The sequence below is a fragment of the Anaerostipes caccae L1-92 genome (assembly GCF_014467075.1).
GTDB classification, from domain to species: Bacteria; Bacillota; Clostridia; order Lachnospirales; family Lachnospiraceae; genus Anaerostipes; species Anaerostipes caccae.
Genome location: NZ_AP023027.1, coordinates 1503322 through 1516219, shown reverse-complemented (window position 1 = coordinate 1516219; position 12898 = coordinate 1503322). Strand labels below are relative to the sequence as shown.

The 12898-nt window shown below is 43.3% G+C and carries 10 protein-coding genes, 1 tRNA gene and 1 other RNA gene; 3 read left to right on the top strand and 9 right to left on the bottom strand.

Annotation, left to right across the window (positions count from 1 at the left end; genetic code table 11):
* The first annotated feature begins 14 nt into the window (after positions 1-14).
* The gene (locus tag ANCC_RS07395) at positions 15-1349 is read left to right on the top strand and encodes an MATE family efflux transporter (RefSeq protein ID WP_006567304.1); all 1335 of its coding nucleotides are present in this window, start codon (positions 15-17) and stop codon (positions 1347-1349) included.
* 55 nt (positions 1350-1404) lie between these two features.
* Here the strand turns inward: ANCC_RS07395 and ANCC_RS07390 are convergent, their stop codons facing one another.
* From ANCC_RS07390 to ANCC_RS07365, 6 genes are all read right to left on the bottom strand, one after another.
* Positions 1405-1842 (bottom strand): RrF2 family transcriptional regulator, encoded by a 438-nt coding sequence (locus tag ANCC_RS07390; protein WP_039946648.1) that lies wholly within the window; start codon positions 1840-1842, stop codon positions 1405-1407.
* A 159-nt stretch (positions 1843-2001) separates the two neighbouring features.
* Positions 2002-2085, bottom strand: a tRNA-Leu gene (locus tag ANCC_RS07385).
* A 79-nt stretch (positions 2086-2164) separates the two neighbouring features.
* Positions 2165-3889, bottom strand: coding sequence for a biosynthetic-type acetolactate synthase large subunit (gene ilvB / locus ANCC_RS07380; protein WP_039946650.1), 1725 nt, complete (start codon positions 3887-3889; stop codon positions 2165-2167).
* Positions 3890-3979: 90 nt separating this feature from the next.
* A complete protein-coding gene (locus ANCC_RS07375; protein WP_039946652.1) occupies positions 3980-4558 on the bottom strand; it encodes a TetR/AcrR family transcriptional regulator in 579 nt (192 codons plus the stop codon).
* 108 nt (positions 4559-4666) lie between these two features.
* Complete coding sequence (locus ANCC_RS07370) at positions 4667-4846, bottom strand: (2Fe-2S)-binding protein (RefSeq protein ID WP_009289887.1); 180 nt, start codon at positions 4844-4846, stop codon at positions 4667-4669.
* Positions 4847-4906: 60 nt separating this feature from the next.
* Complete coding sequence (locus tag ANCC_RS07365; protein ID WP_006567309.1) at positions 4907-6046, bottom strand: AI-2E family transporter; 1140 nt, start codon at positions 6044-6046, stop codon at positions 4907-4909.
* 156 nt (positions 6047-6202) lie between these two features.
* Between ANCC_RS07365 and ANCC_RS07360 the strand changes: the two genes are divergently transcribed.
* A complete protein-coding gene (locus ANCC_RS07360; protein ID WP_129700205.1) occupies positions 6203-6931 on the top strand; it encodes a LytR/AlgR family response regulator transcription factor in 729 nt (242 codons plus the stop codon).
* Positions 6932-6950: 19 nt separating this feature from the next.
* A complete protein-coding gene (locus ANCC_RS07355; protein WP_006567311.1) occupies positions 6951-7694 on the top strand; it encodes a LytR/AlgR family response regulator transcription factor in 744 nt (247 codons plus the stop codon).
* Between the two features lie 52 nt (positions 7695-7746).
* Here the strand turns inward: ANCC_RS07355 and ANCC_RS07350 are convergent, their stop codons facing one another.
* From ANCC_RS07350 to ssrS, 3 genes are all read right to left on the bottom strand, one after another.
* On the bottom strand, positions 7747-11289 hold the full coding sequence (locus tag ANCC_RS07350) for an InlB B-repeat-containing protein (protein WP_006567312.1): 3543 nt from the start codon (positions 11287-11289) through the stop codon (positions 7747-7749).
* A gap of 125 nt (positions 11290-11414) precedes the next feature.
* Entirely contained in the window at positions 11415-12536 is a 1122-nt protein-coding gene (locus tag ANCC_RS07345; RefSeq protein ID WP_006567313.1) for an RNA polymerase sigma factor, read from the bottom strand.
* 142 nt (positions 12537-12678) lie between these two features.
* Positions 12679-12857: non-coding RNA, 6S RNA (ssrS, locus tag ANCC_RS07340), on the bottom strand.
* Positions 12858-12898: the final 41 nt, after the last annotated feature.

Below are 12898 nucleotides of genomic sequence, written 5' to 3'. Positions count from 1 at the left end.
ATGAATAAAAAATTATGAAAAGAGAAAAAACTGCAATTACATTGATCAAATTCTGCATACCGCTTATCTTAAGCGGTATTCTGCAGCAGCTCTACAACTGGGCGGATGCATTTATTGTCGGAAATGTAGCCGGAGAAAACGCCCTGGCCGCCATCGGTTCTACAACTACGGTCATTAACCTGTTCCTCACTGCCATAACAGGATTTACCCTCGGTCTTTCCATTTTATTTGCCCAAAAATTCGGCGGCGGAAAAAAAGATCAGATCTCAAAGACTCTGTCCGTATTCACCGTTGTACTCGGGTGTATTTTTTTACTTGTCCCGGCAGCAGGCATTCCGGGCGCTTATCCATTGCTCCGAATCATGAATACGACACCGGAAACCATACATATGGCAAAAAATTATCTTCAGATCATACTGATCGGCTTACCGTTTCTTGCCGTATATAACGTCTACACCTCGGCCCTCCGCGGCATCGGAAACAGCCGGGCTCCTTTTGGTTCTGTCCTCTGTTCGTCTGTCGTAAACGTTGTGCTGGATCTTATCTTTGTGGGAATGATGCACTGGGGTGCTGCCGGCGCGGCAGCCGCAACAGTAATCTCTCAGATGATTATGACTGTATTCATCATTCTATACAGTGTCAAAAATTATCCCTGTCTGTGTTTTTCCATAAAAAAATGGACTATGGATCACGCCGTTTTAAAAGAAGGTCTTCATCTTGCCATACCTCCGATGATCCAATCCTGTATCAGCTCCTTCGGCGGTCTTATCCTACAAAATTTTATGAACGGCTTCGGGACACAGACTGTTGCAGCCATTACCACAGCCTATCGCGTCGATACGATCATACTCCTGCCGGTCATCAATCTCGGCTCCGGCATATCTACAATGGTCGCACAGAATCACGGAGCAGGAAAAAGAGAGCAGATTTCTAAAATCGTCTGCGCCGGAACTGTGATGATGATTGGTGTTTCCTTATTATTGACATGGCTTGTACTGGGAACCGGGGAATATTTGATTTCCATGTTTGGAATCAGTCCGGAATCGGCTGAGATCGGAAAAAATTTCTTCCAAAGAATTGCGGCGTTTTATGTAGTATACGGCATCGCCATGTCCATCCGGGGTTATATAGAAGGAATTGGAGACGTTCTCTTCTCCAGTGTATCAGGGATTGCCGCACTGCTCTCCCGTATTGTATTTTCCTATGCTTTTGCCGGACTATGCGGAAACATGATCATTGCCTATGCGGAGGCAGGCTCATGGGGAGTCCTGTTCTTCCTGTATCTGATACGCGCCCTTTGGAGAAAGAAAACGGGCATTACGCCACAAAAGGCATCTTCTGAAAATTAAATTCTGATAAAAGCTGAAAGGCTTCCCGAAACCTCGGGAAGCCTTTCAAATCTGTCTATATTACAAAATCATTTCCGCCTTTTGAAGCGGCACGGTCCAAAATATCCTGTATCGTCACACTGCCCAGATAATCCCTCACAACTTTATCCAGCCCTTCCCAGATAAAAATGGTCGGACAGTCATAATAGCGTTCGCACTGATTGGTCTCATCGTCCAGACACGCCACCGGGGCAATGCTGCCTTCTGTTATTTCCAGAACATCTTCGATCGTATATTCCGAAGGTTTTTTAGAAAGCTGATACCCTCCTCTCGGGCCTCTCAGACTTTTCAAATATCCGCACACACTCAGCTGCCTTACGATCTGCTCCAGATATTTTATGGAGATCCCCTGTCTCTTTGACACATCCTTCAGTGAAATCCATTCTCCCGTATTGTGCTGCGCCAGATCATATAATAAGCGGACCGCATATCTGCCTTTGGTTGAAATTTTCACGGACTCCCTCCTCATTCCTACTTTTTCACTATGTTATATGACTATTGTAAAGAATCCGTCTCTTTCTGTCAAACTCCTTTCCGTCAAATATAGAAATTAAGCTTTTTTAAGTAATAAAAAAACAGCTGAAATCAAAAAATTCAGCTGTTTTTATCACTCTGCCGGCAATGGGACTCGAACCCATACGCCCGTAAGGACAACAGATTTTGAGTCTGTCTCGTCTGCCAATTCCGACACGCCGGCTTGTCTTGACGACCTTGAATATAATATCATCTCTGTCATGGAATGTCAACAAGAAAACCCAAGTTTTTCATCTCTCCCCTTATTCTCCGCCGATCATATTTTCCAGTGAATTCCCCGGAGATACCATCGGAAGGACATTCTGTTCTCTGCCTATGATAAACTCAATAACCGTGGGGACATCCTTTCTCTCTTTGGCTTTCAGGAGAGCGCTTCTGATGTCTTTCACTTCCCGGACCCGGATACCCTCTGCCCCGTAACTTCGTGCCAAACGGACAAAGTCAGGGATATAACCGGACGGACATTGTGCAGACGGACCTTTGCATTCTTTCATACAGCTTTCCCTGCGGCAGGTACATGTGGCAGAATAACGCCTCTCATAAAACATCTCCTGCCATTGGCGGACATTGCCCAGATAACCGTTGTTTAAGATGCAGATAATAATAGGGAGTTCATAGAGCACTGCCGTGGCAAGTTCCTGAATGTTCATCTGAAATCCGCCGTCTCCGCATATGGCTATGACATCTTTCCGGGGATCTCCTAATTTAGCGCCTATGGCAGCAGGAAAACCATATCCCATTGTTCCCATGCCTCCGGAAGTAAGCATTTTTTTCTTCTCCGACAGCTGTAAAAACTGTAACGCCCACATCTGATTTTGCCCTACATCCGTTGTAATCACGGCACTGTCAAACAAGTCATTGATCTGTTCTGTCACGTCCCGTGCGCTGATTTCCTCAGATGTGCTTTTCTTTACAGTGACCGGATGCCGCTGTTTCCACAGGTTCAGACGGCTGACCCACTCCCCGGCCCCAGACGGTTTTGCTCTTTTAAGAAGAATCCGGATCAGTTTCCCGGCATCCGAAGCAACCGATATATCTGCCGGTACATTCTGCGAAATTACATCCGGCTCTATGTCTGCATGGATAAGGACTGCCTTATCCGCAAAACTGTCCGTGTTTCCAGTGATACGGTCATTAAACCGGGTTCCGACGGCAAACAGGACATCACACTCGCTGACAGCCATGTTTGCCGCAAAGCTCCCGTGAATACCCAGATTTCCTATATACAGCGGATGATCTGAGGGAAGAACCCCTTTCCCCATGATGGTCGTGACAACCGGTATCCCGGTCTTCTCTGCCAGCCTGGTCATTTCTTTTTCCGCTCCTGCAGTATGTACACCCCCTCCAATCAAAAACAGAGGCTTTCGGGCTGTCCTTAACGCTTCCAGACAACGGTCTGTGACTTCCTCCGGCACAGGCACTTCAGCTTTATCGTCTGTGCACAGCGGATAAAAATCAGAACCCAGTTCCTGCTGAATATCCTTCGGCAGATCGACGACCGCCGCGCCGGGCCTTCCTGACCGGGCTGCCTGAAAGGCGCTGCGGACCGCTTCCCCCAGTTCCCTTCTGTCACGTACGGTCACTGCATATTTACAAATACTTTTCATGATCTGAACTGTGTTTACTTCCTGGAAAGATTCTCGCCCGATCAGCCCTGAAGAAACCTGGCCCGTAAAACAAACGAGAGGAACACTGTCTATATTTGCAGTGGCAATGCCGGTCACAAGATTGGTCGTTCCCGGTCCGCTGGTCACAAGACAGACTCCTGTTTTTCCCGAGGCCCTGGCATATCCGTCTGCCGCATGCACTAATCCCTGTTCATGGCGCGGCATAATGATTCTGATCTCCTTCTCATCATAAAGCTCGTTAAATAAATCAATCGCCTGACCTCCCGGATACGCAAACAACGTATCTGTATTTTCCGCCTTCAATGCTTTCACAACCAGCTGTGCTCCTGTAATCTCCATATCATATTCCTCCATTGGATCTTAAAGCAAGTAATCACTTGCATATCAGTTATATTTATACGGCACCGCCAAAAGACAATGCCGTCTCCTTTACTCAGCCGTAATTCCATACAGGAATGCGGCAACTGTTTTTTTAATAAAGTCTTCTCTCTCAACCTCCGAAAGTTTTTGTTCGAACGACGCATTTAAAAATGTATAACCAAACGTGCTGGAAAAAAACGTCATAGCCAAAACCTCAAAATCTGCCTTGGGAATCCTGCCTTTCTGTGCCATCTGTTCAAAGTAAGAAATCAGCGATGAGAGGAACGTCTGGGGGACTTTCATAATAAATGGTGCTGTTTCCTCATAAATCTGCGGAGCCCGCAGACCAATGGAGAGTCTCACAAAGTCAGGAGTTATCCTCTTCATATACTCTCTCATATACATTTCCAGATCATGCCGTAGTTCCCACCGGACATCCTGAAATACATCCGGCGTAAAATCCGCCCGCCACTTTTCCTGCTCAATACCGCTCATAACGATACTTTTCTTATTCTGAAACTTCCGAAACAGAGTACATTCATTCACCCCTGCGGAATTGGCGATGTCTTTTGTAGTCGTTGCCATGTATCCTTTATCCCTTACCAGAGACATCGCCGCATCAATAATTTTTTGACCAGTCTCGTCCATATGTATCATCCCTCTCCGTAATGCAAGTATTTACTTTCATTTTAGAATCTCTCGTCAAAAAAGTCAAGGCCGGAGAACTGATATCTCATCATTCTCCGGCCTTTCATGCTATTTGGATTTTAATTCTGTAAGTAATTCTTCAATATTGTCAAGACAAGCCCCGCAGATGCTTCCTGCGCCGGTTGCGTCTTTGACTGCGTCCACTGTTGTGGCACCGTCTTCATAGGCATCCATTATTTCTCCCACGGTCACATCGACACATGGACAGATAATATCGTCACGGTCCATTCCTTCCACCTCCATAAATAAGATAGGAATATTATGGGCATAAACTTCGCGGAATATACACTATTTATTCTGAACTTTCTCAAGCAGTCCCTTTTTCCTCAGTCTTTCGTTGGCTGCATTCCTTAAAAGTGCATAAATAACGGAACAGGCCGGGATACTGATAAACATTCCGGCTACTCCGGCCAGATTGCCGCCGACGGTCACCGCAACTAATACCCAGATAGCAGGAAGACCTACGGAATTCCCCACCACATGTGGATAAATAAGATTTCCCTCGATTTGCTGCACAACGACAAACATGATAACAAAAATAACCATCTTAAACGGACTTACCATAAAAATCAAAATCGCCCCCAAAGTGCTTCCGATGAATCCTCCCAAAATAGGAATCAGTGAAGTCACGCCGATAAACATGGCGATCAGCATGGCATACGGCAGGCGGAGAATATTCATGCTGATAAAAATGATCGTGCCCAGAATCACGGCTTCCGTACACTGGCCGGACAAAAAGCTTGAGAATGCCTGATTGCACATATTTCCAATGTATACGATACGGTCCGCATAGGATTCTTTCAGATAAGAGTATAAAAGTTTCTTCGTCTGAAGTACCAGTTTCTCCTTTTTCAGCAGTGCATTAACTGCAAAAACCGTGCCGAGCAAAAACGTCACTACCGTCTGAACTGCTGAACTGATGACAGATACCGTAGAGCCCAGAATATTGCTGGCGCTGGTCTGGAAGAATCCCATCAGTTCTGTACTGATCTTATTCCAATCCAAATCGATCTTCATAAGATTCTGTTTAGTGAGCAGAGGATTGTCGGAAACATTCTGTAAGAAATCTTTGATTTCGTTCACAAATCCGGGGATGCTGGATGCCAGGCTGTAAAGCGTATTGGCAAGCTCCGGAAGAATGAGAAAACTGATCAGCGCCAGGACGCCAATAATACATAAAATGGCCAGAATCAGGCTCAGTGCCCGCTTTCCTTTTTTCACCTTCGAAAACAGTTTCGTTTCAAAAAATCTCATCGGCACATTAATAATAAACGCCATACAACCCCCGATAATAAACGGGAAGATTACTGAGACTAAATAGGAGAATGCCTTCAATATGTAGCTTATATTGCTGACACCCAAATAAAGAAGTACTCCAAACGCCACAAGACCAAAGAAACCCTGCGTGTTTTTATTATAAAATTTCATATGATACAGCTCCTTTTAAAAGATATTAAATAATTATACCGAAAATAAAAACAGATATCCAGACATATTTAAAAAGATTCGGTTTCTTGTTGTGCTTCTAACTTTTTCCATGGTAAAATAAAGATGTACAAAATGCGAAATGGAGAATATATGCCAATGAACATTTACACTTTTAACAATAATCGGAACTCATCCGAAGATCATATAAAAACATTAAAAGACATCGCTTCAGAGCACCACTATAACATTCATATATTTAAATATACAAATAAAGACGAATTAGTATTTGATCTGTCATCTCACCCGGAACGGGCGGATATTATTTTCCTGAGAATATCCAAAAGCAAGGACGATGAGATTACAGGTCTCGAAGCAGCGAAAAGTCTCCGCAAGCTTTGCTGTCATGCACTGCTCATTTTTATCTCTGCCAATAAACAGCTGGCTGCAAATACTTTCCCGACGTTTCCTTTTTACTTTTTCTATCTCAAATATCTGACTCTGGAACAGTTTGAACCAGTATATTTAAAAGCCCTCTCACTGGCCGAAAGGAGGCGGAACAACCTGTTTCAGTGCGGCAGCGGCGCGGATGAACATTACATACCTCTGAATGATATTTACTACTTTGAAATCTTTCAGAGAATTACAACTGTATACCACAGCAACACCAGCTTTTCATTCTATATGTCCATGTCCAGGCTGGAAAAAGAATTAACACCGAAAGGATTTCTGCGCATTCACAGGTCTTTCCTTATAAATATGCGCCATATTGACCAGATTACTGACCGCACGGTACGGCTGACGAATGGATTTACTCTGCCCATAGGAACCACATATCTAAGTCAGGTACGAAAAATGCTGTCACAGCTTAAAATCTACACCCTATAAGAATTAAGAAGGTGATATTATGTTTTCAATCTGCTTTTGTGATGATACTCCTGCGACACTGCAAAAATACATAGAACTTTTTGAGCTGATCGCCGAGAGACATCAGATCCCTGTCAGTATTCGGGCATTTTCTTCGGGCAGGGAGCTTCTTGCTTACATGGAGAACCCAAACCACTTTTTTGATCTTTATTTTGTTGAAGCCGGACTGAAAGACATTAACGGAATTGACACGGTTCTCCATATTCACGAGCATGATCCGTTGGGACTTGTGATTTTTCTCGGAGTCCGCGCGGAATGTGCCAGTGACTGTTTTGCCGCTTACCCTTTCAATTACATTATCAAGTCAAAGCTGAACTTTATCAGGGGTGAATCTGTTTTTCTCAACGCCTACTCGGTCTTCAAGCAGAAAAAGAAGCCGTATATCGTCTGTAAAAACCGGACCACGTTCCAGTGCATTCAGCTTTCCGATATTTCTCATTTTGAGACTCTCGGGCGGCTCGTAGTTGTACATTTTAAAGAACAGAGTTTTGAATTTTATTCTAAACTCAATATTATAGAACAGTCTGTGAAAAACAAAGGTTTTATCCGTGTCCATCGTTCTTACATCGTAAACCTCTCCTATATTTCAGATGCGGACAGAGAAAATATCTTCCTGACAGGCCACGAAACTCCCGTTCCAATCGGCCAGGTTTATCTTGACCATGTCCGCAGGGAGACTTATCCGTTTTTTTCTGTTAATTCTTCCAGTTTGTCTGTCAAATAGAACAAGGACTTTTGCACATTGTTAAAATAAGAGTGCAAAAGTCCTTGTTTTGTTATTTGTTCTTTCTATTTTTATGTAACAATAAAGTCAGTATTCCTCCGCCTGCCGCCAGCATCACAAAGGCCATGGAGAAATCTGCAGTGTCACCGGTTTTAGCAGTGGATTCTTTACTGCTTCCGCTTCCTGTGATCACTTCTCCATTTTTATTACTTTCCAGTATTTCCTCTCCTTCCCACGAATAATTTCCTGTTTCTTTTTTCTTGGTTTTATTGTTCTCCTTCTGTGCAGTACCATTTACTTCTCCAGCATCCTTCTTCCAGGCCGCTTTTAAAGAGAGATCAGCGTGAACCGGCGTCTCAAAATCCCATTTTTGTTCTTTTCCATTCTCATCCTTATAGTACCAGCCTTCAAATATATAACTTTTTCGTTTCGGCTCTTTCGGTTCTACTGCACATTTACCGCCCGGAACAGTCTGAGTTTTCGGGGTAAAATCTCCTCCGTTTGGGTTAAAACTCACCTTATGTTCACCTGTTAAGGTAACCACAACGCTTACTTCTTTCCCTCCCGAAATAAAAAATGTCAAATCGAATGTTCCGGTTCTTCCTTTTTGTTTTGCAGCATTTAGTTTGTTCATCTCTTCATTTTTAATATTAAGTTCTGCATCACTCCTTGTTTCATCTTTTCCTTTTGCTTCACAAAGTTTAATCAGATCTTCCTTGGTAAAAGCAGTACCTCCAGTTTTATGAACCGCATTGTTGGCAGCGATGGAGGCATCAAATTTTCCGGGTTCCGGGTTCTTAGCTCCATCTGTCCCATGATCTCTTAGATGAACTGTAATGGTAATTTCTGTTCCCTTTGCAGTTTGAAAAGTCAATGAAAAGTTTCCGGTTTCCCCGGCTGTTTTTGCTTTATTTAATGATGTTAGCTGATCCGGGTCTGAGAAAACGATTTCTTCTGCTGTCAACTCTTTCCCGCTTTCGTCAAATGCCTTGACTCTGGACAACTCTTTCAGCTGACTTCCAGTAAATCCTTCTCCTCCTGTTTTACTGATGATATCCATTCCTTTCATACTCTCGGTTTGATCCGGAGCCTCCGAAGTCTCATCATATTTAACTAAAGATACCTTGACCGTCACTGCACTCCCATCGTTAGCGAAATAGGTCAGATCAAATACGCCGGACTTTCCAGAAGTCTTCGCTTGATTAATTTTCCGGAATTGCTCCAGATCTACTGTAAAATCATCCGGTAATATCGTATTTCCTTCTGTGTCTTTTCCTTTCACTTCCCCATATTTTTTTAGCTGTTCTTTGGTAAAAGGATCTCCGCCTGTATCTTTCTCAAAATCATTGGCTCCAATAGTTGATATTGAATTTTCTGAACCCATCTCAGATGTATCTGTTCCATGGTCTCTTAAAAATACGGTCACCGTTACTTCTGTACCACTTAGTGTTTGAAACGTTAATGGAAAATTTCCGATTTCCCCGGTGGTTTTTGCTTTATTTATAGCTGTCAGCTGATCCTGATCTGAAAAAAGAATATCTACTGCCGGCACTTCTTGTCCATTTTCATCAAATGCCTTTACTCTGGACAACTCTCTAAGCTGTTTCTCCGTAAATCCTTTTCCTCCGGTTTTGGAAATGATATTCATTCCTTTGATCGTTTCTCCAGTGTCTGTATCTTCCGTAATTTCATCATATCCGACCAGAGAAACTTTGACTGTCACTTGTTTTCCATCTTTGGATGTATAAGACAGATCAAATATGCCTGTCTTTCCAGAGGTTTTTGCTTCATTAATTTTTTGAAACTGATCCAAATCTACTGTAAAATCGTCGAGTGAAATCGTATTCCCCTCTTTATCTTTTCCTTTTACTTCCCCTAATTTTTTCAGCTGTTCTTCTGTAAAAGGATCCCCTCCTGTATTGGTTTCAAAGTCATTAGCTCCAATGGTTGGAATTGGATTATTGGGTTCAAATTCTGCGGAATCTGTTCCATTACCTCTTAGAAAGATGGTCACCGTAACCTTTGTTCCATTTGGTGTTCTAAACGTCAATGGAAAATTTCCAATTTTCCCAGAAGTTTTTGCCTGATTAATATTCTGTATTTGTCTGGCATCTGTAAAAGTCAGTTCTCCTTCCATGAAGCTTGTTCCGTTCTCACGCTTTCCATTGACCTTGGCAAGCTCCTTCAGCTGGCTTTCACTAAAGCCAGCTCCGCCAGTTTTACTGATAATATTATTAGCTCCAATCTGTTCTTTTGTGTCATTCGCAATGGTATTTTCATCTCTGAATGGACCGAAATATATTTTCGTATAAAACTTTTCTACAGAAATTGGAGAAGCTGAAGGAAAAGGCGTATGTTTTGTAAAATTATAATCTGTTTCTGAGGTACCATCCTGTATATACCCTTGAAAACCGGTATCCGGACTGGCTATGACATTTGTTATAGTTCCTTGTGGTTTATTGTCCGGAGGCGTTCCGCAGCCTATGCCCGGCATATTGGTGCTCTTATCACCCAACGCTGTAACAACAGTATCTCCTCCGCTGATAACAACATTAGACACATTAACATTTGCACCATATGTGCCATCTTCAGCTCCGGTATGTCCACCGGATCCTATTCCCGCTGCATTGGTTCCTCCACTGGCATAAATATTCCCTCCTGTAATATATATACCATCTGTCGGAGTCCAGGATCCGCTCCCGATCCCTGCACAGCTGACACCTCCGCTTGCTGTCACGATTCCTCCAGAAATCCGGATATTTTTTGTATACCCTTTTCCGACACACCAACTGGCACACGCACTTCCAATAGCACAATTATGTTCTCCTGCCTGTGCTGCAATAATTCCTCCTTTTATATATAAATTACTAAAGCCGGTTAAATCGGCCTTTTCTCGATTTACAACTGTGCTTCCAATAGCGGTTACATGGACCGTAGTACCTCCGACTTCCAGACTCCCGCATGTTTCCTTCCTGCATTTATGCCCTTGTTCTTTGCTGTGTTCGCACTGAAGAATTAAAGCCGTATTATCCATTCCGTCTTTTACTAAAGCCCCATAATCTCTTTTCTCACAGGAAAGTTTATTTTCTCCAATCAAGGTAATCGTCACATTGGCGCGGGATACAGTCACACAGTTTTCACTTCGGGTTTTATTTGTAATACTCAGATGATCAAAGATGATATCTGTAGTAACTCCTGGATCTACGATAATTTTATTGACTGCTGTCGTTCCCGTGATTCGATAACCCTTCGTATTTAAACGGCTCTCTTCCTGGGCCAGCCCTCCGCCTGCCGCTCCGGTCGCTTTGATCCGGACACTTTTTTTACTCACATCCAGCAGTGTCCTTGAATCTTTCGCAAGGGATTTTAAAGTTTTCTTTTTTTTCTTTGGAAGTTTAGTTTCTTCCTCCTGCTCTATTTCTGCCGTACTGCTCATTTCAGTTTTCTGCTCCTCATCTGATGCAGACTGGTCCTGCTGTTCTTGCTCCGCTTCCTCTGTATTTTCTTTTGCAGACAAGGCTCCTGATCCTGCTGCCAGGACAGCCGTCAGCAAACAAATCAAAACCGTATTCCAAACCTTTCTCTTTTTCTGCATGGTTCTGCTCCCTCCTAATTTTTTAGTCAATGACAGGCATTTTCCCAATATCGACCTTAGATGGTCCGGCGAAAAACAGGATGGTTAGAAATCTTTACAAAAAAATAAGAAACATTTTTTGTTTCTTATTTTGGAACTTTCCGGTACCTAAACAGCCTCTGACTGCCGTCTCTGCTGACCAGATGCAATATAAACGTATTTTTTTGTGAGGGAAAATATAAAATCTTTTTCTGGGGATCATAGCTCTGCGCTGATACCCGTTTCCCGTCTTCCCCAAGCAGATAAGTCTTTTGATAATCAATACTGCCGCCCGCACGGATCACGATATGCCCGGACTCTCTGTCTTCCCCTACATGTTTCAGAGATACCGACGGTCCTGGACTTTTACGGACCGGCTCCGGTTCAGGCTTCGGAATACGGATACCCTTTAAGCTGCTTGTCTCCAGCATGATATTCGGGGTCTGAACAGACTGAAAACTGTGGGAAGGCAGTGTATCCCTGTTCAGCAGCAGAATTCCCGCGGCTCCGGCTCCGCAGGCTGTCATTACTCCGGCAATGACCTTCTTTGCCATAAGCGCATGTTTTGCAGATTCTGCTTTTCCCATCTCTGACAGCGAACCTCGGAGCACCGGATACAAAGAGAAAAAGCCGAAACTGCGGAGTCCTAACGCCTCTCTGTCTTCCTTTGGCAGGGCTTCAATCTGTTTTTTTAAATTCTTTCTTCCGTGGTACAAAAGATTTTTCACTGCATTGACATTACAGTCAAGAATCTCAGCGGCTTCTTTCATTTTCAGCTGCTGAATCACGCTTAAAATCATGGCTGCTCTCTGTTTTTCAGGAAGCTTCCGAATACATTCATTCAGAATCTGCGCCTTCTCATTCTGTAGAACCACATCCTGAGGCTGCATGCTGTCTTCTATCAAGCTTTTGACAAACTCAATCTTTTCATCTCCGATGATGTCCGGTCTCTGTTTTCTGACAGACTTGAGGCAGCAGTGATAGGTAATCCTCCTAAGCCATGCGTAAAAAGCCATATTATTTTTTAAAATCGGGAGAGAATGATAGACCTCCAAATATACTTCCTGGATAATATCTTCCACCTCGTTTTGATCCTTGCAGAAATTGGATACAAAATTTCTGGTCATATCATATGTACTGTGATACAGGTACCCAAAAGCCTGTTCATCCCCTTTTTTTGCCCTCTCTACGTAAGGACACAGTTTCTCATAAGTGTTTTCTCTCTCCATTTTTCGACTCCTCTTTGATTTATTGTTACTATAAAATAATTATTTTAGAAAAGCAAGTGCAAAAAATGGAATCATTTTGTAATATATAGGCAGACCAAAAGAGACTGCCGGCTCAGCCAACAGTCTCTTCAACTTATCTTTTGTTATGCCCAAGATGCCGTTCCCCGCAATTTTGACTCCTAGCCACAGCTAGGTGGGTTTCCTCATCCTGCCTTCTACCTTCCACCGTATTGTGGCTTGGTATCCAGCCGGATATTCGGAATCCCGTTCAAATAGTTGTAGGTTCAAAATAGCAGGCGTTATCGAACACCCCAGGCCGTTTATTCCGTTTCTTTACAAGTTATTATACATGAAGTATGTGA